Annotated in this window: 21 protein-coding genes; 5 read left to right on the top strand and 16 right to left on the bottom strand. The window is 34.4% G+C overall.

All coding sequences use genetic code 11. The annotated features are described in order from the left end of the window. The first annotated feature begins 3 nt into the window (after positions 1-3). Positions 4-558 carry a hypothetical protein gene (locus tag Q0845_RS12480; protein ID WP_298513542.1) on the top strand — a complete coding sequence of 185 codons (555 nt, stop codon included), beginning with the start codon at positions 4-6 and terminating at the stop codon, positions 556-558. Between the two features lie 6 nt (positions 559-564). Here Q0845_RS12480 and Q0845_RS12475 read toward each other — a convergent pair whose 3' ends face one another. Then, positions 565-5067 carry a lamin tail domain-containing protein gene (locus Q0845_RS12475; protein ID WP_298513538.1) on the bottom strand — a complete coding sequence of 1501 codons (4503 nt, stop codon included), beginning with the start codon at positions 5065-5067 and terminating at the stop codon, positions 565-567. A gap of 106 nt (positions 5068-5173) precedes the next feature. Here Q0845_RS12475 and Q0845_RS12470 point away from each other — a divergent pair, with 106 nt between their 5' ends. Beyond that, positions 5174-5644 carry a regulatory protein RecX gene (locus Q0845_RS12470; RefSeq protein ID WP_298513535.1) on the top strand — a complete coding sequence of 157 codons (471 nt, stop codon included), beginning with the start codon at positions 5174-5176 and terminating at the stop codon, positions 5642-5644. Positions 5645-5647: 3 nt separating this feature from the next. Here the strand turns inward: Q0845_RS12470 and Q0845_RS12465 are convergent, their stop codons facing one another. The 13 genes from Q0845_RS12465 to Q0845_RS12405 all read right to left on the bottom strand — a co-directional run bounded on the left by Q0845_RS12465 (position 5648) and on the right by Q0845_RS12405 (position 17883). Further along, positions 5648-6520: a cupin-like domain-containing protein gene (locus Q0845_RS12465; protein WP_298513532.1), complete on the bottom strand. Its 873-nt coding sequence runs from the start codon at positions 6518-6520 to the stop codon at positions 5648-5650. 109 nt (positions 6521-6629) lie between these two features. Continuing rightward, complete coding sequence (bioB, locus tag Q0845_RS12460; RefSeq protein WP_298513529.1) at positions 6630-7739, bottom strand: biotin synthase BioB; 1110 nt, start codon at positions 7737-7739, stop codon at positions 6630-6632. A gap of 28 nt (positions 7740-7767) precedes the next feature. Further along, complete coding sequence (locus Q0845_RS12455; protein WP_298513527.1) at positions 7768-8250, bottom strand: hypothetical protein; 483 nt, start codon at positions 8248-8250, stop codon at positions 7768-7770. Then, positions 8243-9208: an alpha/beta hydrolase gene (locus Q0845_RS12450; protein ID WP_298513524.1), complete on the bottom strand. Its 966-nt coding sequence runs from the start codon at positions 9206-9208 to the stop codon at positions 8243-8245. The genes Q0845_RS12455 and Q0845_RS12450 overlap by 8 nt, the downstream gene beginning before the upstream one ends. A gap of 159 nt (positions 9209-9367) precedes the next feature. Then, entirely contained in the window at positions 9368-9556 is a 189-nt protein-coding gene (locus Q0845_RS12445; RefSeq protein ID WP_298513521.1) for a class I lanthipeptide, read from the bottom strand. Between the two features lie 94 nt (positions 9557-9650). Beyond that, positions 9651-11276, bottom strand: a complete 1626-nt coding sequence (locus Q0845_RS12440; RefSeq protein ID WP_298513519.1) for an AraC family transcriptional regulator — start codon at positions 11274-11276, stop codon at positions 9651-9653. 248 nt (positions 11277-11524) lie between these two features. Further along, positions 11525-11671: a hypothetical protein gene (locus tag Q0845_RS12435; RefSeq protein WP_298513517.1), complete on the bottom strand. Its 147-nt coding sequence runs from the start codon at positions 11669-11671 to the stop codon at positions 11525-11527. A gap of 210 nt (positions 11672-11881) precedes the next feature. Next, complete coding sequence (locus Q0845_RS12430) at positions 11882-12034, bottom strand: hypothetical protein (RefSeq protein WP_298513515.1); 153 nt, start codon at positions 12032-12034, stop codon at positions 11882-11884. A 109-nt stretch (positions 12035-12143) separates the two neighbouring features. Beyond that, positions 12144-13760 carry a tetratricopeptide repeat protein gene (locus Q0845_RS12425; protein WP_298513512.1) on the bottom strand — a complete coding sequence of 539 codons (1617 nt, stop codon included), beginning with the start codon at positions 13758-13760 and terminating at the stop codon, positions 12144-12146. A gap of 212 nt (positions 13761-13972) precedes the next feature. Continuing rightward, complete coding sequence (locus tag Q0845_RS12420; protein WP_298513510.1) at positions 13973-14137, bottom strand: hypothetical protein; 165 nt, start codon at positions 14135-14137, stop codon at positions 13973-13975. 507 nt (positions 14138-14644) lie between these two features. Further along, on the bottom strand, positions 14645-16036 hold the full coding sequence (locus Q0845_RS12415; protein WP_298513924.1) for a flotillin family protein: 1392 nt from the start codon (positions 16034-16036) through the stop codon (positions 14645-14647). 68 nt (positions 16037-16104) lie between these two features. Continuing rightward, a complete protein-coding gene (locus Q0845_RS12410) occupies positions 16105-16686 on the bottom strand; it encodes a hypothetical protein (RefSeq protein ID WP_298513508.1) in 582 nt (193 codons plus the stop codon). A gap of 39 nt (positions 16687-16725) precedes the next feature. Next, on the bottom strand, positions 16726-17883 hold the full coding sequence (locus tag Q0845_RS12405) for a beta-ketoacyl synthase N-terminal-like domain-containing protein (RefSeq protein ID WP_298513922.1): 1158 nt from the start codon (positions 17881-17883) through the stop codon (positions 16726-16728). A 159-nt stretch (positions 17884-18042) separates the two neighbouring features. Between Q0845_RS12405 and Q0845_RS12400 the strand changes: the two genes are divergently transcribed. Together Q0845_RS12400 and Q0845_RS12395 are read left to right on the top strand one after the other, a co-directional pair. Continuing rightward, positions 18043-19743, top strand: a complete 1701-nt coding sequence (locus tag Q0845_RS12400; RefSeq protein WP_298513506.1) for a helix-turn-helix domain-containing protein — start codon at positions 18043-18045, stop codon at positions 19741-19743. 91 nt (positions 19744-19834) lie between these two features. After that, a complete protein-coding gene (locus Q0845_RS12395; protein ID WP_298513504.1) occupies positions 19835-20053 on the top strand; it encodes a hypothetical protein in 219 nt (72 codons plus the stop codon). Positions 20054-20117: 64 nt separating this feature from the next. On the opposite strand, the gene Q0845_RS12390 is transcribed toward Q0845_RS12395, so the two are convergent. Next, on the bottom strand, positions 20118-20393 hold the full coding sequence (locus Q0845_RS12390; RefSeq protein ID WP_298513501.1) for a hypothetical protein: 276 nt from the start codon (positions 20391-20393) through the stop codon (positions 20118-20120). A 182-nt stretch (positions 20394-20575) separates the two neighbouring features. Here Q0845_RS12390 and Q0845_RS12385 point away from each other — a divergent pair, with 182 nt between their 5' ends. After that, positions 20576-20764: a hypothetical protein gene (locus tag Q0845_RS12385; RefSeq protein ID WP_298513499.1), complete on the top strand. Its 189-nt coding sequence runs from the start codon at positions 20576-20578 to the stop codon at positions 20762-20764. Between the two features lie 134 nt (positions 20765-20898). Here the strand turns inward: Q0845_RS12385 and Q0845_RS12380 are convergent, their stop codons facing one another. Next, positions 20899-22179, bottom strand: a complete 1281-nt coding sequence (locus tag Q0845_RS12380) for an amidohydrolase family protein (RefSeq protein WP_298513496.1) — start codon at positions 22177-22179, stop codon at positions 20899-20901. Positions 22180-22182: the final 3 nt, after the last annotated feature.

Here is a 22182-nt window from a genome sequence, read left to right as displayed (position 1 = left end):
CTTATGAAAGATTATATTTTATTAAAAGATGTTACTCAAGAAAATTTACAAAAATCGGTAACATTCCTTGTCAATGAAATGCAAATTGATGTTGCTGAAATTTATAAGAATCCTAAAAATTCAGATTTCATCATAACTTTCCCAAAAGGTATTACTAATGAGTTGTTCATCTTTTTTTATTGTGCACTTATGGCACCCGATTTAGCAAACTCAAAGGATCTTTTAGGTTGGTTTTTTGCGAATGACGATCTCACAAAACCCAATGCAAAAGGTGATGATTTTGGCAAATTCAAAAGTCATTTATTCTCTAAACGTATCATGATAACACCAAATGGAGATGAAAAAGAAAATTTTCATCAATATGGAATCATTGAAACTGGCGTTGAAATTCATTTTGGAATGGATGGAACTTATAAAACAGTAAAACAAACGCAACTAAATTATACACAACCAATTCAATATTTGAGTGATTACATCAAAATTGATACTATTCAAAAACAAGAAAAGGTAGAAGCCAAAGGTTGTTTTGCTTCAATTTTAAGCGTATTTGGTTTATAAAATTACTCATCGCGTAATCTTCTTCGTCAACGTCCCTTTTTCAGTATCAATCACCACTACATAGACACCAGAAGCTTGTGCTCGTAAAGAAATTTTCTGATTCAGATCTGAAGTCGTTCCCACCAATTGTCCCAGCATTGAATATACGTTTACACTATTAATGACTGTCCGCGTGCGTTGTTTGATTTCTATTTCTTTGTCATTGTTTACATAAACTGCCAGTGCATTTTCTGCTAAAGTTGCTTCTTCCACATTTAAAACGGCGTTATTGATAAATTGCAATTGAAATCTGTTAGGAAACAAACCGTCAGTCGTTGTAAATGTGTATGGCGCTAGTTTTAAATTGTGTGTGATGTTTAATTGTAAATCTTGCAAATACACCTCAACATCTGTTGTGTTTAATACGCCTTCTATTTGATCGATACTTATTGTAATATCTCCTAAAACCGCTGAATCGTATCCTAACGGAACTACATCCGTATCCACAAATGCTGGTCGTCCTTGAATTCCGTACTGATGTGTATCATCTTTGGAATAGAATCGCAAGTAATTGAAACCATTCAATCGAATTCCATCATACAAACGGTCTTTTTGCAAAGTAGCATTTTCAAAGAAACCAATTAACAATTGACTAAATGCACCATCTGCATTGGTAAGGTTCAACCAAATTCGATCGCGTTCTTGCGAAGTTTCATCTGAGTTTTCAGCAGTATTTGATCTAAAAAAATCATTATTACTATACGTGTTGCTTCGCATGCTGTTGTTAAAAGTAACCGTTCCCGCAGTGATTGCTTCGATAAAGAAACCTTGTCCAGACGCAATAAATCCTGTAGGCGCAGTACTTCCACTGACGGAACTTGTACCAACACCACCAGAAGCATTATACATTGCATAATCGTCTGTGCTATAATTATATAAATCTGGCCCAGGATTGGACATCGAAGCATCGTCTACATGTGTCCAAAAATAAAGTGTTCCAGTAATATTTGTATTCAAAGTCACAAAATCGTCCGCACTTATTGCTGATGGATATGGATTTCCAACAAAGTTCCAATCGTCATCTGTATCGGTAGCATCTGCACTTAAACTTACCGAGGATGTAATAACTCCATTATTTACAGCGCCGCTAAACGTAACATTTTCCGTTCTTGGGAAACTTCCTGTAGTAGGTCCCATAGCAGCATATCCAATTCCTGGCGTCATGGTATCTCCTGATAATATATGTGCCCAAACATCATCATTATCATCAATTTCATCATCGTCTAAATCTTCAAAATTGGCAGGCACATACGTATAGGTTCTATCCAAACGCCAAGTTCCTAAAGCGGTTCCAAAAGTAGTACTTGCTACTGGCGAAGACCAATAGGTATAATCGTATTGCTCAAAAGAAGTTGTTGTTTTTTGAACATTCACTATTCCAGTTCCATTCAGTGTTACGGATCCAGAATCATCTACCATAATCAACGAACCTTCGTGTTCTATATTTAAAATTCCTGTTGTATTTACCGTTAAATCATTTTGAATATCAATATAGGTTCCCGCTGGAATTGTTGTCGTAACGCCACTATCCACAGTTAACGAACACACAATTAAATCTCCATTGGTTGATGCATTGTAATTTCCTGCTAAAGTAACTATCCTTGATCTATCTGGAGTTCCATTACTCCAAGCAGAACCATTCCAAGTTGTACTTCCTTCTTCATGTTCTCCTAAATACGGATTTGTACCAGAGACTGGATTTTCCACTTCCGTATCCGTAAATTCTACCCAATCGTTTACATCAAAAGTTGTAGAAGGTCCAGAAGCCACACATGAGTTTCGCACAAAGCATCTGCGATCGCCCCAAAGTGTTCCATCACCAATAACATCTACTCTATTTGACCATGAATTACTATCAATACTTGTGGTAATGATTACCAAATCATCTCCACTAAATAGGCTTGCTCCCGCAGGAAATTCGAACGTAGGATTACCGTCATAACCAACTTCTCCAGGAGAAGCATACGCTGGTAATACCGCTGTATCATGTTTGTAACGACGTATTTCTCCAACTGCCATATCTGTGGATATTAATACATTATTATTGAATGATGGTGAACTTGAATCTGAAGGATCTGCTGAAGCTGGAGCATCTGCGTCTGCATTGTTAAGAACAACAATATAATAGGTGTTTGCAGGAATAATTCCGCCGCTTATATTTTTTACTTCTATCCATTTGTTTGTTACAGAACCTTCATAATATTGTGTAATCATAATGTCACTAGAGCCAGCACCATCATTGTCTGTAATGGTAAGTGTATGTGTTGAATTTGTTCCTATGGAAGGTGTTGTTCCTCCTGAAACATTTTGTAGATTTAGAATAACCGTTTCACTTGGTTCTACAACCGCATCATCATTTGAAATATAGATAGTTACACATTGATTTACCGAAGATCCTGCTGGAAAGGTAAGTGTTACTGGGAACGAGATTGCAGCTGGACTTCCAGCTCCATCATCATAATCTGTTCCGTTGGTTGCTGTACTTCCTCCGTCAAGAGCTACTTCAACAGTCGTTGCTGTTCCTCCACTTGGATTTGCAATAGACACGCAAACATCTATGAATAATCCATCTTCTGCTAGTGTAGAAGTCGTTGCTACAAATTCGACTTGTGTGCTTGCACATGGAGAAATTAACGCATTTGTTCCTGGAGAACCTCCAATAGTAACTTCTTGCCAGTTGGTTCCAGTGTCAGAATTATCTAACGTAGCATCAATCACATGTAAAGATGCATCATTACCATCAGCACCATCTGCATCATCATAAGTAACAATATCGGCAACAGTTGTTCCATCTGCGGCAAATAATGTAATTGTATCTGTAGAATTTGACAAATTGTTGGTACTATTTGTACTTGCGTCTTCACCTTCATCTGGTGTAAAATTACATCCTGGATTGTACGTTCCATCACCATTACTTCCAAGTGAAATAGTAATACAAGCGCCATCTGCTAACATAGTTCCTGCGCCAAATGTATGTTCTGTAGTTCCACCAACATCAATAATATACGAACTTAGATTTTGCGTACTTCCTGATACATTACAAATTTCTATCCATTCGTCATCTGTACCTGAGGTATTATACATAATTTCTGTTATGACTACATCAGCTGTTGGCGGCGTATTTATGGTTAAGATTCCTGAATTATAGGTTACAGGATCCCAAAAGTTCCCCATATTGTCTGCCAAAATTCCTCCATACGTAAAATCGCTACTGTTAATTCTAAAACGACTCGCATAGTAATACGTTCCTGCTGTTAATGGAGATCCTATTTCGGCTGTGTATTGATCATTGTTACCAACATCTGTATCGTATGTTGCGGCAACCCAAGTCCAACCAGCATCAACTCTTGGATCGTTATCTGTGGTATTGTATCCAATCCAAGCTTCTACATTTGCTCCTTGTCCGGCTGCGTCTGTAATTCCTGGTTCATATACTTGTGCATATACATTGAAAGTATTTCCTTCGGTAATGGTGGCAGTTTTTGGGAAATCGACATTACAAAAATCTGCAATATCAGGATCAACGGTTAATTGAACAGAATCATTACTCCAAACTCCGCCAGAACCTCCATAGGTAAAATTACAACTGTTCAATCTGAAGCGACTTGCATAGTAATAGGTTCCTGTAGCTAATCCTGAGCCAATTTCAGCGCTGAATTCATCATTATTTCCTGCTTGTACATTGAATGTTGCAGCTACCCAAGTCCAACCACTTCCTACACTCGGATCATTGTTGGTAGTATTATAACCAATCCAAGCTTCTACACCTACACCAGCGCCTGCTGCTTCTGTAACTCCAGCTTCATAACCTTGTGCAAAAACTGTAAAACTGTCGCCTACAGTAATGGTTTGTGAGGTTATTGGAAATTGTACGTTGGTGAAATCCATAGCATCTGTACAGGACGAACTCACTGTTCCATTCACGACAATATCGTCGCCAGAACCTTCAAATCCTCCAGAACCTCCTGTTGCTTCTGCCCAACCATAAATTCTGTAGGTCACTGCAGCACTATTTCCTGTTTGATTTACAGTAAAAGTTACCGTTTGTACACTTGTATTATCGGCAATTGCCATTTCTGTATCAATATTCGCGGCATAGCTATCTACTGAGCTTCGCAGCGCAATTCCTCTTAGTCCAGTTCCTGAGCGTTGTACATTGAATACCATAGTCGTTACATCAAATTCAAAACCACTATTTGGCGTGATTGTAAATTCCATATAATCGTTTCCTGAGACTGCGTTTGCAATGCTTGTTGTTGCCCAAGATTGCGCATTAAATCTGTTTGCGTTATTGGATGCTGTAAGTCCGCTACCTCTTGTTATTGTGGAACTAGATAGGTTTGCATCATTTGAGTTTGAATTTGCTGAAGCTTCATTTCCTGATAATCCATTGAAGTCAAATGTTAAAATTTGAGCCTGTCCAATAAAACACATTAGAAAAAAGAAAACGGGGGCTATTTTTTTTTTCATACCGCTACATTTTAGTTACCCTACTAAGATACTAGATATATGGCTAATTATCAAAAGTGTAAAAATTTGTTTCTGTAAATAAATAGTTATTCTTTTGTAAACTCGTATGAAAAATGACTCCTATTCTATTACCGAAGCCAAAATAAAACTCCAACAGTTTTGTGCATATCAAGATCGTTGTCACAAGGAAGTTGTAGAAAAATTACAAAAAATGAACATGATTCCAGAAGCAATTGACCTGATTGTCAGTGAATTGATTCAGGATAATTTTTTGAATGAAGAACGTTTTGCTAAAAGTTTTGCCAGAGGTAAATTCAGAATTAAAAAATGGGGACGTTTGCGCATTGTAAGAGAACTTAAGTTTCGAAATATTTCAAAATATAATATTGATACGGCTCTCAAAGAAATAGCAGAAGATGCATATGTTAGTACACTTAACGAATTGGCTGTAAAACGTGCAAAAGCTGTCAAAGAGACCAATCCGCTGAAGCGAAAAAAGAAAATTGCAGATTATTTATTGTACCGCGGTTGGGAATCGCATTTGGTTTATGAAAAGATCAATGAGTTGGTGAAATAAGTTTTATAAAGCGATATTATTCTTGCGATGTGTTCTTGCAATCGCTTCTTCATTTTTCCAATCAATCCATTTCTGACCTTTCATTTTACGCATGAAATTATCATAATTTCTCATGATAAAAAGGTTGTATACGGCTTGCCCAAAGTTTTTTGGTTTTCTAGCAATAGCGCGTAAACTCATAGAAAATCCTGGTGTTATATATTTCATATAATGCCACCAACCTTCTGGCATGTAGAGAATGTTTCCGTGTTCTAATTCGGCAATATGTCCTTGTGCTTTTTGCAACGCTGGCCATTTTTCAAAGTCAGGATTAGAAAAGTCAATATCTTCTCGAACAATTAAAGAATGTGGAATTTTATAAAGATAATCACTTTGTTTTTGATCGAATAAAATACACTGTTTTTTTCCTTCAAAGTGAAAGTGAAAAATATTGGCTAAGTCAATATCATAGTGCATAAACGTATGCGAATCGGTTCCTCCAAAGAATAACATCGGTAACGATTTCATCAATTTTAAGCCAAAATCAGGATAGTTAAAATCGTCTTGCAAGGATGGAATTTCTTTTAGAATGTTCCATAGAAAGATTCGGTATTTTGTAGGTTCACGTTTGAGTAAGTCTACATATTCCGCCATTTTCATTTTGGCGTGTGGCTCGTTGAAACCATCTTTATAATCTACTGGTCTGTCGTCATACAACGGCACTTCTTTATCGCCCGCTATTTCTTTCATATAGTCCAAACTCCATTTGGTATACGCAGGCCAATCTTCTATAAAATTTTCTATCACCACAGGTTTTTGTGGCTTGAAGTAATTTTTTATAAAGTCTTCTTTGGTAATTGTTTTAACCCTTGGAATTTCTTGCAGATTCAATTTCAAAATTCTAACGTTTATTCTAGCTAAGTTAATAAATTGTTATGAAAGTATATTTTTTTAAGCTAAAAAAGAGCTCGGTTATGAGCTCTTTTAGAATATTTTTTGATACTCACTACTGTTTCTTTTCTAATACAGCTGCTTTCTTTTTTTCTTTCGCTTCCTCATTTCTCTCAATTTTATGCTCTGGTCGAGACCATTTTGGCTTTTCTCCTAATGAATGATATTGAGAATCTTCGGCTTCAACCGTTTTTGGTTGTACCTTTTTTGTAAATGGTTTTTGAGGATTTAATCCTAACATTTCAAACATTTTCATGTCTTCATTTACATCTGGATTCGGAGTTGTCAACAATTTATCGCCTGCAAAAATAGAGTTTGCACCTGCAAAGAAACACATCGCTTGTCCTTCTCTACTCATATTCGTTCTTCCAGCAGATAAACGTACTTGCGTTTCTGGCATTACGATTCTTGTGGTAGCTACCATTCGAATCATATCCCAGATTTCAACAGGTTTTTCATTTTCTAACGGCGTTCCATCAACAGCGACTAAAGCGTTGATTGGTACAGATTCTGGTTGTGGATTTAGTGTTGCTAAAGCGACTAACATTCCTGCACGATCTTCTACCGATTCTCCCATTCCAATAATTCCTCCACTACAAACCGTTACATTGGTTTTACGAACATTGTCAATTGTTTCCAAACGATCTTCGTATCCACGTGTTGATATAACTTCTTTGTAATATTCTTCCGAAGAGTCTAAGTTATGATTGTATGCGTATAATCCGGCTTCTGCCAAACGTTGTGCTTGGTTTTCTGTCACCATTCCTAACGTACAACAAACTTCCATATCTAGTTTATTGATGGTACGCACCATTTCTAATACTTGATCGAATTCTGGTCCGTCTTTTACATTTCTCCATGCTGCTCCCATACACACACGTGAGCTTCCTGAAGCTTTGGCGCGTAATGCTTGTGCTTTTACATGTGAAACGGTCATTAAATCATTTCCTTCAATATCGGTATGGTAACGTGCCGCTTGTGGACAATATCCGCAGTCTTCTGGGCAACCACCAGTTTTTATAGATAGTAGTGTAGACACTTGTACGGTATTTGGATCGTGATGAACTCTGTGTACCGTTGCTGCTTCATAAAGCAGTTCCATCATGGGTTTATTGTAAATCGCAATGATTTCTTCTTTCGTCCAATTGTGTCGTGTAATGCTCATAAAAAAGTTAATTTGGTGACAAAAATAGTTATATCCATTTAGATTCTGCTTCTGTAGCGTCTAAAATATCAATTTTTAATATTTCTGCGATTTGTTTTGCTATTTGAAATGCCTTTTCTTTCTTTTTTGCAGTATATGCTTTGATGCGATGATTTCCATGGTAAAATAAATTTACAACAACTACATTTGTTCGGACTTTCGCTTCTGCGGAACGAGAACGTACTATGACTGATTCTGTCGTACTAAACACGGAAACATAGTCTATTTCAGGTAATTCTTTCCATTTCCCATATCGAATTCCAAATACTTCTGTGAAAGTTCGGTATTTATTTGTTTCAAAATCAATTTCAGATCCATCTAGATAAAGATAGAAAAAAGATAATCCACAGAGGATAAAACCATACAGAGAACCCGTAATGAGTACGATGATTCCGCATGCAAGCGAAACTACTCCTACAAGCGTTTTTATAATTAAGACATCTTCTTTAAAAACTAATTTTGTGTTACTCATTCATAAAGTCTGTAAATAGTTTGTAAAACTTTTCAGGCTCTTCTAAATACGGATTGTGCGCACTTTGCTCAAACATTACAAATGTTGCTTGTGGCATGAATTGTTGGTATTGCACGGCAAATTCTGGAGTAGAAACTCCGTCATATCGTCCCGCAACTATTAATGTTTTTGCTTTTATATTTTTCAATTCTTTTCTGTAATCTTGATAGATCATACTTCCAGAAACGTCAAAATCACCATCTTTTCCAATGATTGCTACATAGACATCATTTGCCCAACCTCTATGTTTATATTTAGGTGTATTCTGCTTGAGTTTTGTGTTGTGATAGTATACATATTTGGTTGGAAAGCTTCCGTAGACTTTCATAAATTCAGGATCGCTTGAAACATATCCTAACGCACGTAACGAATCTACTTTTTTCCATTTTTCAGGAAAGTGTGTTTTTGCATATTGATTGTAACTATCGCAGTTTGCTTGCCACATAGCGCCACTATGAAAACCATTGATCAATACCATTTTGTCTACATTGTCTTTATATTTGATGGCGTAGGCTTGCGCCGGAACTGTTCCATAGGAATGTCCTACTAAAGAGATTTTTTTGAACTTTAATAGTTTGCGGAGTTTTTCAATGAGTTCGACATCATTTTCTACCGAATATTCCGATATGTTTTTAGCATTGTCACTTTTTCCTCTTCCCAAAAAATCAAAAAATACAACCGTATTTGTTTTGTAATACTGTCCAAAATTTCCTTGCATATAATCGTGCGAGTTTCCTGGTCCGCCAGGCAAAAAGAAAATTGGGTCTCCAGTTCCCTTGACTTCTACATTGATTTTGTAGCCATCAATTGTGTAGAATTTTGATTCGAATTTGTCATAAATGTTGGGATCTTGTTGTGCTAAAGTTAACGTAGAATGCACAAATAACAAGAGACTAAACACGCGTACTAGTAATTTCATGTAAATGATTTATTGTAAATATAGTTATTTGACTACAAAATAGAAATTACGTTACAGTAAAGAAAATAATAGCACTATTTTGAAGTGTTAAATTTAAAAATGGTGTATAAAAAAAGCCTTGAACATTCAAGGCTTTTTACGGTTATGATACGTCTTATTTTAGTATCCGTTTGAGTCACAATTGTTATGTGTTAAATCTGGATCACCTGGATCGCTTAAACGTTTTGTTTCTCCATTTACAGAATCTGTAGGAATACTTGATCCTCCTTTGATATTATGCATATCTAAGGTGTCTATTTTTGAAATTACTACTTTTCTTAGACTGATTTTTCTTGTTTGCTTTTTCATAATGTAACTGTTTTATAATGTTAATGAATCTAAGATATGTTTAGATTTGAAATTAACGAAAACATCGTGCCCTATTTCGATTAAAATGGGGCGTCTATTCACCTTCGGAAGCCTCCATTTTATTGAGTTGTTTGATATAATATGATGGATTTAGTCCCGTTTTCTTTTTAAAGTGTTTTACAAACGAATCGGCACTTCTGTATCCTATTTCTGTAGCAATTCCTTTGATGGAAAACATTCTAAATCTTTCATCATTTTTCAATCTTTTTAAAACATATTCAATTCGCAAATCATTGATATAGTCATTAAATTTTTTCTCTTTGTATTTATTGATGATTTGAGAGATATACGTACTATTCGTTTTGGTTTTCTTAGCTACAGAACGCAAATTGCACGTAGGTTTTAAAAAATATTCTTGTTCTTCTAATTTCTCTAATCGTGCAAGTATGGTTTTTACAATGTCGTCATCTAAACGCGTACCTTTTGTCGTGCTTTTGGGCTTTTGAGAACTGATGCTTTTTTTGTCTGCTTCTAATGTTGATATTTTTTCAATAAGCGCATTAAACGTAGCTTTGTTGGCTCTTTGTTTCTTGATGAACACGAATGAAATTAGAAGAAAGGCGATTGCGATGAATAGAATTCCCCATAACATATAGTTAATGGTTTGTTTGTGTTCTTTCTCCTGATGCTGGAGTTTTTCGATATCTGACAAAAGATTATTACTATCTTCCTCATGAAATTTATTTACGGCCGCATCTTTACGAGATCGAGCGGTATCTTTTAAGCCTATTACTTTTTTGAATAATGGAGCTGCTGCTTCGAAATTTTCTTTTTTCAAATAACAATTTGCTAAAAACAGATACGTTTCAATAACATTATCTTTTTCCAAATCCTCTTTTTGTATAATTGAAGTTGCATTCAATAATTCCTGAATGGCTTCATCGTATTTTTCTTGATCGAAATAACATCTTGCAATGGCATTACTAGCATTTATAGTCGGAAAAAAAGGACTTGATACCTTACCTTCTTTTAGAATGTCTTTGCATTTATTTAAATAATAGAAAGCTTTTTCCCAGTTTTTCTTGTGACGATAGTACTTTCCTTTTTTGATATATAGATCCACAAGACCTGCATAGTAGTTTAGTTTTTCAGCCAACTGAATTCCTTCATTCAAATGAGGAAGCATCGCATCATACTCACCTTTTGCCATAAAAGCATCGCAAACCGTTGTGAGTACATTGACATGATTTTTCTTTCCCTTGAAAGAGGCTTTGTCAATTAAAGTAAGTGCATACAAAGAGTAGTCGACAGCTTTGTCTTTTTTATTAATCAAAGGTAGCAAAGCAATTAATCCAGAATAGGCAGCTAGTTCTCGATCAATATCTCCGTTGTCTTTTGCAAGTTTCAATGCATTGTAATACGCTTCAATTGATTTTTCATTCTTCCAACTGTACAAGTACGATTTTCCGAGTTTCATATACGAACGGAATAGCAAACTATCGTTCTCAATCTCTTTTGCAAGTACTATTGCTTCTGATAACAGCGCAATACTTTTTCGATATTCTTCTTTCTTTTGTCGTTCGTAACCAAGATTTATATACCGTTGTATTGTTTGCTCTTTGGTTTCGTTGGTATTGTGCGTCTGTTGTGAAAATGAGTTATATCCTACTAAAAAGAAAATAATTCCCAAGAGAATAATTCGGACTTTTTTTATATTCATATACTAAATGGAAAAAGAAAACTTAATATTGACTACAAAGTAACTATATTAATCTTACAACCATCAATCGTATAAAATTTTAATTTGAATTTAACGTAGCTATATGTTTTTAGGTGTGTGAAAGTGTATGGAAGAAACTGCCTGTTAGTATAAAATAAAAATTACGCTACAGTAAAAAAAGGACTTTAATTGCTGTAACGTAATTTTAAAGTTTTGATGAGTTTTAGCTTATCAAAAATATGGTATCATTATTTTAGGTGACAACCAATTCCTCCTTGCGCTCTAGGCACAGAGTTACACATAAGTGCTGTTGGTCCACCGCCATTAACTTTTTTAAGATCAAAATTTGTGATTACTTCTTTTTTTAATGCTAAGTTTTTTAATGATTTTTTCATTTTCTTGTTGGTTTCAATATCACCTACTCTTTTAAAGGTTTTCGGTTTTCCCTTATGAATAAAAACATGCTAGCTCTGCTTTATTCTGGAAACTAATTTCTGTTTTTAACGCCTTTAAAAAAATAGTTGTATCGCGAGATTAAAAAAATTCGGGTTCAAAAAAAGTCTTGTGTAAAAACAAGACTTAGAAGTTACTGTATTTGTGAAATTTTAATGTGAAAGCGAAGGACAATCACCTTGAAATGTTCTTTCCTCAAACTCGGTTGGAAGGCTTGATCCTCCTTTGATTTGCTCCGCAGTTTCTGGGTTTATTGTTGCAATGGTAATTTTCTTTAAGTTAATTGTTTTTAAATTTTTCTTCATTGTTATAAGGTTTTGTTTTCGTGTCTAAATATAGATGCTCATTGAAAACTAGCGAAAATATAATACCCTATTTTCTTTAAAATAGGGTTCGTTTTTAACTTTTAAAAGATTAAATCTTATTCAGCTCTTTTATATAGTAAGATGGGTTTAGCCCTGTTTTCTTTTTAAAATGTTTTACAAAAGAATCATCTGTTTTGTAACCAATTTCTGTTGCGATGCCTTTGATAGAGAATGATCTAAATTTTTTATCATTTTTCAATCTTTTTAGTACATATTCAATTCGTAAATCGTTGATATATTCGCTAAAGGTCTTCCCTTTTTCACTATTGATGATTTGTGATAAGTAGGTAACATTGGTTTTTGTTTTTTTGGCAATTGACGTTAATGTGCAGTTTGGTTTTAAGAAATATTTTTGTGCTTCTAATTTGTTTAATCGTCCTATGATTACTTTAATAGTAGAATCGTCTACCAAAATATTTTTACTTTCTTTTTTAGATGTTTTTTGTAATGCTACTTTTTCTTCTTCTTCTAAAGCTGAAATTTTTTTGAGCAAGTCTTTAAATGTTGCCCGATTCGTTTTTTGCTTTTTTACATACAATAGTAATGTGATCAAAAATGCCGAAGTAGCTGCTATAATTGCCCAAAACATATAACTCATGGTTTGCCGATCTTCTTTCCCTTTATTTTGTAGCGCAATTATTTGAGTTAAAAACTTTTCACTATCCTGATCGTGAAATGTATTCGTTGCGATATTTTTTTTACGACTTGCTGTATTTTTTATGGCAATTACTTTGTTTAATAAAGACGTCGCTTTTTTGTAATTTTCTTTTTTTGAATAGCATTGTGCTAACAAATTGTAGGTGTTAATTACATTGTCTTTTTCTAAATCATCTTCTTTTATGATCGGAATTGAACTTGATAAATAGGTAATGGCTTCTTCATATTTTTCCAAATCATAATAGCAAAGTCCTATTGCATAATTGGTATTAACGGTTGGAAAAAAAGGATTTGCTAAGTTGTGTTCCGTGATGATTTTTTTTGCGTTAAACAAACATTCAAAAGCTTTATCATAGTTTTTTTCATGCCTGTAAAACTTTCCTTTTTTAATATACAAATCCACAAGTCCTTCTTGAAAATGTAAAGTATCTGCTATTTTTATACCTGCTACCACATGCGGATACATTGCTTTATAGTTTCCCTGCGCCATATACGCATCACAGATTGTTGTCAAAACCCGCACATGATTTTCCTTTCCTTTAAACGAAGCTTTATCAATAAGACTTAATGCATATATGGAGAAGTCTACAGCTTTATCTTCTTTGTTTATAAAGGGCAAAAAAGCAATCAATCCAGAATAGGCAATCAATTCCTGATCAATACTTTTATTTTTTTTGGCAACCGTGAGTGCATTGTAATATGCTTCAATTGCTTTTTCATTTTTCCAACTATAGTAATACGAGTTTCCAAGCTTCATATATGCTTTAAACAATAGATTGGTATCTTCTATTTCCTCGGCAATTTTAGTCGCTTTTAAAAAATACGATATGCTATGAATGTAGTTTTCTTTTTTTTGCAATTCATTCCCTACATCCATATACTGTTGTAAGGTCGTTTTTTGATTGCCTGCCAGTGATTTTTGTTGTGAATATGCAATTGTGCAAGTTAAAAGGAAAAAGGTTTTTAATGCTATAATAGCTATTATTGTCAGCTGTTTTTTATACTCCATAAACTAAAAGAACTTTGTTTACTTCGTAAATATAGTAATTAACTATAGAGTAGTGACAAATAAGAATTACGTTACTAAAGAAAAAATTTGTGTGTACAGCCTTTTCTTATGTAACGTAATTTTCTGTGTATTGAAATAGTGTTTGCAATAATTTTTGAATTCATTTATACACACCTTTCAATATAAAAACTATAGCGTATGGCTTGTTGTTATTATCCACAAACTATGGCACCTGTTGCACAAAAAAGATCTGTTGGTGGCTCTCCTGTTATACATTCAGTAACCGTATTAAATATACTTCCTCCTTTTACCTTATCTGCATGAAAATTGGAGATCACTTCTCTGTTAATCTGTAACTTTTTTAATGACTTTTTCATCGTTTTATGTTATTAAAATAATGCTTACTCTATTAAAGGTTTTCAGCTTCCCCGTACTCGAAATTGATCACAATTGTTTTTGATTTCTGATACGAATGTCTAGCTTTTAAAAATCAAAAAAAAGAGACATATCACGACTTTAAACAAAATAGGGCAAGACGAAAACTTGTGATGGTAAGAACGATAAAACACGTCTTTTTTAGGTTAATTTCTGAATACAATTAGACATGAAGTTTTAATGAAAAAAGTAACAGATAAACTTTATTTCGAAATACACATTTAATTTTTAAATGTCTATTTTTCAGTGTTTTAAATATTAAATTATTGAATTCAGAATTTATTATTGATACCGTTTGAAGCTATTGTTAGCAGGGAAAATTCCAATATAATTCCCAAACCCGATTTCATGCAAAATCGGGTTTCCTTTTTTTGAGTCAAAAGGATAAATTATTGGTCATAAAAAAATCCGCACAATGGCGGATTTTAAGATGATATGTATGTTAATTTCTATTCTGGAGTTTCAGAAGTTGTTGTTTCTGAAATTGTTCCAGCTTCTGGAATATCTTTTCCTTTCAAATATTCTGGCAATTCCATTCCTGCCATGTTGAACATTTCTTGCAATGGAGGAACTGCTTTATACATTCCAGAGATAAAGTTGGACGTTGATGTTTTACCATCTTTTCCGCCGCCGCCATTTTCCCAAACGGTTACTTTATCAATTTTGATATTCTTAATAGCTTCTGCTTGTGTTTTTACCAATTCAGGCAATTTATCAGCAATCAATAATAATACAGCATCTTTTGCGTCGTCGCCAGCTGCTTTTACGATTTGATCTAAACCTTGTGCTTGTTTCGTTAAAACTTCATACAAACCTTGTGCTTCTGCTTGCGCTTTGAATAAAATTGCATCTGCTTCACCTTTTGCTCTTCTACGAATACGTTCTGCTTCTGCTTCGGCATCAATTTCTACTTTTCGCTTGTCAATTTCTGCAGGTACAATAATATCTGCTTGTTGCGACGAACGTTCTCTTTCTGCTCTTGCTACTTCGGCTTCACGTTCTGCAGCATACGATTCTTCCAATGCTTTTGCTGCTTGTACTTTTTCTGACGCAATTGCCACACGTTCTGCTTCTGCTTCACGCTGTCTACGTAACGAATCTGAATTTGCTACTTCAATTTTTGCAGTGTTTTCTCCATCAACCGCTTTTGCGTTGGCTGCGGCTACTTGTGTACGTTCATCCTGTAATGCATTTGCTTCACCAATAGAACCATCTCTGTTTTTCTCAGCAACCGATTTACGTGCTGCGTTGATTGCATGTGCAGCAGCTTCTTTACCAAGTGCTTCGATATATCCTGATTCGTCAACGATATCTGTAATGTTTACGTTGATCAGTTTTAAACCTACTTTCTTTAATTCAGATTCAACACTTTCAGAAATGTTTGATAAGAATTTATCTCTGTCGGAGTTGATTTCTTCGATATCCATGGAAGCTACTACCAAACGTAACTGACCAAAGATAATTTCCTGTGCAAGTTCTTGAATTTCGTTTTGACCTAAACCTAACAAACGTTCTGCTGCGTTTTGCATTACGCCTGGTTCTGTTGAAATACCAATGGTAAATCGTGAAGGTACATTGACACGAATATTCTGCTTACTTAAAGCGTTTACTAAGTTTACTTCTATAGAAATTGGTGTTAAATCTAAATATTCGTAATCTTGAATAACTGGCATTATAAACGCCGCGCCACCATGAATACATTTAGCTGATTTTCCACCACCAACTTTTCCATAAACTACAAGAATTCTATCTGAAGGACAACGTTTGTATCTGCGGATAAATACGGTAATTATTAAAAAAATAAAGAGTACTATAGCCGCCACTAAAATCAGCATAGGCATATTTTCAAGAATGCTTGCTTCTTCACCGCCATTTTGCGTCTGCAATAAGAGAAGTGCTTTTGTCATAATTATTGTTTATTTATTGGTTGAACAATTAAGATTCCAGTTCCTGTAATTTCTTTTACTTCTACTACAGTTCCTGTTTTTAAATTTTCTTCACTATCTGCCAGTGCGTCTAATTCACGCAAAGCTCCTTGAACGTTGACATGAACTTTTCCTATTTTGGAACGATTGGCTCCTATAGTTAAATAGACTTCACCCACATTTCCTATGGCATTTTCTAGTTTCAGCGTTCCACTACTTACTAATTTATTTATATAGTAAATAAGTGTTGCCATCACAACCATCATTGCCAATCCTGCTAGTGTTGATATTAAAATAGTCACACCTTTTCCGTAACCTGCATTGATGCAAGAAATTCCTGCCCAACTGAATATAGTGAAGAATGCCACTAGGTTTTTGAATGTAAAAAACTGAAAACCAATTCCTGTATCAGCTTCTATATCTGCATCTACATCACCATCTACGCCATCTGCATCACCTACTAAAAATGTAGTGATGAGTACAAATACGAAAATCGTTGATGATACCGCTGCAATCATCCAATATGTTTTTTCAAAAGCTGTTAATGCTGAAAACCAATCTCCCATAGTATACGGTTTTAATGTGTTATTTTATTTTTTTGAATTTTAGTCTTTGCATAGCAATACTGAAACAGCGTTTCCTCCAAACCCAACAGCATTGACTAGTATTTTCTTTAGTTGTTGTGGTGTGTTTTCTTTTTCAAGATACGGAATTGATATGAATTGTTGTTGCTGTATCATGAGAATTGCTAGTTCTACACTTAACATTCCTGAAGCTCCAAAAGTGTGACCTATTTTCCATTTATTCGTAGTTAAACTTGGCATTTTGTTACAAAATATTTTTTTGATTGCTTGATATTCTGCCAAATCACCTTTTATCGTTCCTGGTGCGTGCAATACAATAGCATCTACTTCTTCGGGCGAATGTCCTTGCAATGCCATGCGCATCGATTTTTCAAAACAGATGCCTTCTGCCGAGATAGACGTATTGTGTTTTAAGATTTCTGTAGCATAGCCAATTCCTCTAATTTTTGCCAATGCGTGTTGCTTTTCTCCTTTTTCTAAACAGATAGAAGCAGCGCCTTCACCCAAAATCATAGTGTTTCGCTTTTTTTCTAAATCTAACGACAAACACGGATATTCTGTTTCCTTTTTGGCGTAAATATGCAACGCTTGCATTTGTGCAATGGTAAAAGGAGTCAGTGGTGCTTCACTTCCGCCAACCAAAAACGTTGAAGCCATTCCTGACTGCAACCAAGCAATTCCGTTTAACAATGCATGCAACGCTGTAGAACAGGTAATGGAGTGTGATATTTGTGGTCCTGTAGTTTGCAAATCGTGTGCAACCCAAGAAGAAATATTTCCCAATGTTGTTGTTGGCGAACTTAAAGTTTGTGCATGTTCATTTTGCAAGAAATCTTGGTGATATTTTTCAAACAGTGATGTAGCACCTCTTGATGAACCTATGTTGATTCCGAAGTCTTTTTCAGTATCCCAACCTGCATTTTCAATAGCAATTCGCGAAGCTAGTATTGCATATAAAACACTATTGTCAAGGTTTTTATATTTTGAATTCGAATTTCTTAAAGCAGTTACAGCAGCAGCAGCCTTCTCAGAAAGTGGCGCTGTATACACGTTTTTATTGTGAATTGTGTTTGCGTGAAAACCATGTGTGTTTTCGGTGTAGTGTTTCCAAATTTCAGCTTGCGCAATTCCCAAAGGAGATACTGAGCCTAAGCCTGTTATAGAAATACAATCATGCATCATATCGACATATATTGAGAGTGCTAATATCGTAAGAAATGTGATGATTTACTAACATTTACAGCTCGTATATTTTAGAAATTATGATAGTTTTTACATGTATAAAAAAATAGATATTATATATTGTATTTTTTTAATTGTGAAACCAAACTACCATTGATGCGTATTTCTAAACTTTTCTTGTTATTGCTTTTTTTTCCGTTTTGGATTGTAGCCAATAATCAAGATTCCCTTGTAGTTTTTAAAGAGAAGAATCTTTCACAACAATATGTATACCTTAAAGAACATTTGAACACTACTAAAGATATTGAAAGATATATTGCAGCATTTTCAACAAAAGCAACTGTTCAAAAAGATACTAATTATATTGCGCAATCCTATTATTTTAAACATCGAATTCATAGAAAATCAAAAGCCTATACCGAAGCACATTTAGCCATTGACAAAGCTATTTTGTTTGCCCAAAGTAATAAACAAGATTCACTAGTAGCTTCATTTTTTCATGCAAAAGGTGCTACTTTTTATATTCAATCTAATTACGAAAATGCTTTAGATTATTATATACAAGCTTATGATTTGATGCGAACAAAAGGTGCTATTGAGAATCAATTGACTTTAGAGTTTGATATTGCCACCATCAAACTTAAAGTTGGAAAAACTAAAGAAGCATTGCGTGAGTTTGATAAAATAATTCATTCCTATGATTCGTTGTTGCACACCAAACCTGATTCCCAGTTTTTAAAGGTTCGTTGTATAAAAATGCTCAATAATACTGCCAAGTCTTATACCGACGAAGCTATGTATGATAAAGCAATTGAATTGTATTCCAAGAGTCTTCTACTGAATGAAACAACCAATTATCTTTCTGGGAAATGTATCGCTATTGGCGGAAAAGGCAATGTGTATACAGCCAAGAAAGAGTACGATAAAGCGTTGATTGTATTGAATCAAGCGTTGGCGATTTCTAGAAGTCACAATGAACTTCAGTTAATTACTCCTTTTTTATTGCTCGATAAAGGAAAATGTATGTTTGGATTGAAAAAGTTTGAAGATGCTTTGAATAATTTTAAAGAAACTGATCAAATTATACAGCAGAAAAATTTGAAATTTATTGGTTTGGATGAAACTTATCAATTCTTAGCAAAAACCTATGCGCAATTAGGAAAACATGAAAAAGCAACTGAAGTGTACGATCAGTATATTGAACGTAAAAATTTAAGTACGGATAAGCGTTTTGAGCTGTACAAAACTATTTTTGAAGGATATGATTTAAAGAATGTAGAATATCGCGCTGAGAAAGCGACCAAAGAATCGAACCTTTTTAAAAGTTATTTTTCGCAAGCCATTTTAGTAATTGTACTGCTGCTCATCGTTACTATTAGCTTTTTTGTATATAATAGGAATAAGCAAAAACAGAAATTAGCAAAGTTTCATACACTTATTGATGAATTAAAAACAAAAGAATTCACGCCAAATGAACCGTCATCAAAAGGCTATGTATTATCTGATGAAAAAGCTTCAAAAATATTAGATGATTTGACAAAGCTTGAAGCCAAATTGTTTTTTCTTGATAAGAAGTACAGCCTTTCTACACTAGCCAAAAAATGCCATACCAATTCTACTTATCTGTCTCAAGTGATCAATAAATATAAAGGGAAAACATTTTCAGAATATATGACTGAGATGCGTATTACCTATGTTTTGAGCGCATTGAAGAATGATAAAAAGTTACGTTCGTATACGATTCAATCTATCGCAGAAGAAATTGGTTTTAAAAAGTCCGAATCGTTTGCAAAAGCTTTTAAGAAACGTACTGGATTCAATCCTTCTTATTATATAAAAAACCTTGACAATATGTAAAGCTATTTTTATAAAAATCGATTATAAAGATTCGGATTCTTACCTGAAAATGACGTACTTACTACTATCATTAATCTTAAAATCGAATCGTATGAAACGTACATTTCACAAAAAATTAGCTTTAAAAAAAGTTACCATTGTTTACAATCTATACGGAGGAAGTGCCGATCCCAATACGGAATCTGTTCCTACACAATCGAGTGCTTTTCACGAACCTACAGAAGTCCCAACAGATTTCCCTGCACTTGATGAAACCGATCAATCACAAAATACAACCTTGATTAGCGGTAATCAACAATCGTGCATGTAATAGATTTCACAATGTAGAAAGTTAAAAAGCGAACCTAAAAAGGTTCGCTTTTCTTATGTTTAAATTACGCACAAACTTGCACTGATAAACAAGGGTTTGGAATTCCATTGTTACAATACGAAAGCTCTATGGTTGCTCTCGTACAACCAGCTGCACATGTGGCAACTATTGAAGGTCCTGTAACGATACAATCTTCTGAATAACAAGGTCCACGTTCCGATTTTACTGGACATGGAGATTCTTTTGTCACATTAGCTCCACCTGTAACACCATACGATTGTAAATTAGATACACGATTTTTCTTTAAACTTAATTTCAAGTTTACATTCTTTTTTTTCATGATAATAAATTTTCGGTTAATAATACTTCAAAACTAGTGTGTATTCTACGCCAGTACAAGGCTACATCTACGGTTTTTATGAAAATCTATCACGATTTTTATAAAAATAGATAACAAATATTGGGAATGTATTTAGGATTTAGCGTTCTTCATATCATTATTAATTCTAAAAACTTTATCGCATGAAAAGTAAATTTCACAAAAAATTATCCCTCAAAAAAATTACAATATCAACATATAAAATCTATGGAGGTAATGAAGAAGATTCTAATAAATCTAGTGCATTTCATGAACCAACAGAAGTTCCAAATCCAAATCCAATAGATGAAAACCCTAGATTGATTAGTGCTAATAATGAGACTTGTATTTAAGCATTAATTGATTTTCATTTTCTAATAGTAAAAAAGCGAACCTTTTCGGGTTCGCTTTCTGTTTTGACCATGTCTTGAAATACGTTGATATAAATTTTATTTATTCCTGCAACACAAAGGTTACAAGAAGTAAGTTACTGCTTGTATATCTTTCCATTTTTCATTACAAACGTAACGTTTTCCATGGTATTGATATTTTTTGTAGGATCTTCATCAACTGCAACAATATCTGCTAGGAATCCAGCTTTTAATTGTCCTAATTGATCTTCCATTCCTAAAATTTTGGCGTTGGTTACGGTAGCTGCTTGAATGGTTTCCATTGCTGGCATGCCGCCTTCTACCATGAATCCGAATTCTTTTCCGTTAAGTCCATGTTGAAAAACTCCTGCATCGGTTCCAAAAGCAATTCCAACTCCTTTTTTATAAGCTCTCGCGAATGTTCCTTGAATTTTTGGACCAACTGCCAATGCTTTTGGAACAATAATCGCTGGATAATATCCTTCAATTTTTGCTTTAGCTTCTACTTCTTTTCCTGCGGTAATTGTTGGCACTAAGTATGCATCATGTTTTTTCATGAGTTCCATAGTTTCATCACTCATGTATGTTCCGTGTTCAATGGTTTTTACACCACCAATAATAGCGCGCTGCATTCCTTCGTCACCATGTGCGTGCGCTGCAACGTGCATTCCGTAGTCTTTGGCTGTTTCGCAAATAACTTTGACTTCTTCTACCGTAAACTGTGGATTGCTTCCGCTTTTAGCAACACTTAACACTCCACCTGTTGCAGTAATTTTAATAACATCTGCGCCATTTTTATAACGCTGACGCACTGCTTTTTTTGCATCGTTTACATTGTTCACTACACCTTCTTTTGGTCCTGGATCGCCAATAATTTCTTTACGATTTCCGTTTGTCGGATCTGCATGACCACCAGTAGTTGCCAATGCTTTTCCTGCCGTAAAAATTCGTGGACCTTCAATTTTTCCTTGTTTGATAGCATTTCTTAAAGAAATATTTACACCAGTTCCTCCTAAATCACGAACCGTTGTAAATCCAGCTTGAAGCGTTACATCGGCAAAACCTACAGAACGAAATGCAACATCGGCATCGTTTAATGTATATTTTTCCAAATATGCATTCGGGTTCGTTTCGCTTTCAATATGTACGTGCATATCTATCAATCCAGGCATGACTACTTTTGATTTTAAATCAATTGCAACATCTTTCGCCGTCTTAGGTTGCACATAACCATTTTCAATGCTTTTGATTTTATTTCCAGAAACAATTATGGTTTTTTGTGTTTGTATCTTTCCACTTTTGGTATCAATGATTTTTCCGCAATGCAAGTAGCTATCTTGTGCCATCATCATGGTTGCACAAAACATACTCAAGCATAGAATGAGTAGTTTTTTCATTTG

The organism is uncultured Kordia sp., assembly GCF_947489565.1.
In the GTDB taxonomy this organism is placed as follows: Bacteria; Bacteroidota; Bacteroidia; order Flavobacteriales; family Flavobacteriaceae; genus Kordia.
This window is presented reverse-complemented; position numbering and strand designations above follow the sequence as displayed.

What these genes read in the sequence shown, in the direction of transcription:
- Q0845_RS12380 (WP_298513496.1), bottom strand. Translation starts at nt 22,179, where the DNA reads ATGAAAAAACTACTCATTCTATGCTTGAGTATGTTTTGTGCAACCATG.
- Q0845_RS12410 (WP_298513508.1), bottom strand. Translation starts at nt 16,686, where the DNA reads ATGGGAGATTGGTTTTCAGCATTAACAGCTTTTGAAAAAACATATTGG.
- Q0845_RS12385 (WP_298513499.1), top strand. Translation starts at nt 20,576, where the DNA reads ATGAAAAGTAAATTTCACAAAAAATTATCCCTCAAAAAAATTACAATA.
- Q0845_RS12470 (WP_298513535.1), top strand. Translation starts at nt 5,174, where the DNA reads ATGAAAAATGACTCCTATTCTATTACCGAAGCCAAAATAAAACTCCAA.
- Q0845_RS12390 (WP_298513501.1), bottom strand. Translation starts at nt 20,393, where the DNA reads ATGAAAAAAAAGAATGTAAACTTGAAATTAAGTTTAAAGAAAAATCGT.
- Q0845_RS12450 (WP_298513524.1), bottom strand. Translation starts at nt 9,208, where the DNA reads ATGAAATTACTAGTACGCGTGTTTAGTCTCTTGTTATTTGTGCATTCT.
- Q0845_RS12400 (WP_298513506.1), top strand. Translation starts at nt 18,043, where the DNA reads ATGCGTATTTCTAAACTTTTCTTGTTATTGCTTTTTTTTCCGTTTTGG.
- bioB (WP_298513529.1), bottom strand. Translation starts at nt 7,739, where the DNA reads ATGAGCATTACACGACACAATTGGACGAAAGAAGAAATCATTGCGATT.
- Q0845_RS12425 (WP_298513512.1), bottom strand. Translation starts at nt 13,760, where the DNA reads ATGGAGTATAAAAAACAGCTGACAATAATAGCTATTATAGCATTAAAA.
- Q0845_RS12395 (WP_298513504.1), top strand. Translation starts at nt 19,835, where the DNA reads ATGAAACGTACATTTCACAAAAAATTAGCTTTAAAAAAAGTTACCATT.
- Q0845_RS12475 (WP_298513538.1), bottom strand. Translation starts at nt 5,067, where the DNA reads ATGAAAAAAAAAATAGCCCCCGTTTTCTTTTTTCTAATGTGTTTTATT.
- Q0845_RS12480 (WP_298513542.1), top strand. Translation starts at nt 4, where the DNA reads ATGAAAGATTATATTTTATTAAAAGATGTTACTCAAGAAAATTTACAA.
- Q0845_RS12405 (WP_298513922.1), bottom strand. Translation starts at nt 17,883, where the DNA reads ATGCATGATTGTATTTCTATAACAGGCTTAGGCTCAGTATCTCCTTTG.
- Q0845_RS12415 (WP_298513924.1), bottom strand. Translation starts at nt 16,036, where the DNA reads ATGCCTATGCTGATTTTAGTGGCGGCTATAGTACTCTTTATTTTTTTA.
- Q0845_RS12430 (WP_298513515.1), bottom strand. Translation starts at nt 12,034, where the DNA reads ATGAAGAAAAATTTAAAAACAATTAACTTAAAGAAAATTACCATTGCA.
- Q0845_RS12455 (WP_298513527.1), bottom strand. Translation starts at nt 8,250, where the DNA reads ATGAGTAACACAAAATTAGTTTTTAAAGAAGATGTCTTAATTATAAAA.
- Q0845_RS12420 (WP_298513510.1), bottom strand. Translation starts at nt 14,137, where the DNA reads ATGAAAAAGTCATTAAAAAAGTTACAGATTAACAGAGAAGTGATCTCC.
- Q0845_RS12440 (WP_298513519.1), bottom strand. Translation starts at nt 11,276, where the DNA reads ATGAATATAAAAAAAGTCCGAATTATTCTCTTGGGAATTATTTTCTTT.
- Q0845_RS12435 (WP_298513517.1), bottom strand. Translation starts at nt 11,671, where the DNA reads ATGAAAAAATCATTAAAAAACTTAGCATTAAAAAAAGAAGTAATCACA.
- Q0845_RS12445 (WP_298513521.1), bottom strand. Translation starts at nt 9,556, where the DNA reads ATGAAAAAGCAAACAAGAAAAATCAGTCTAAGAAAAGTAGTAATTTCA.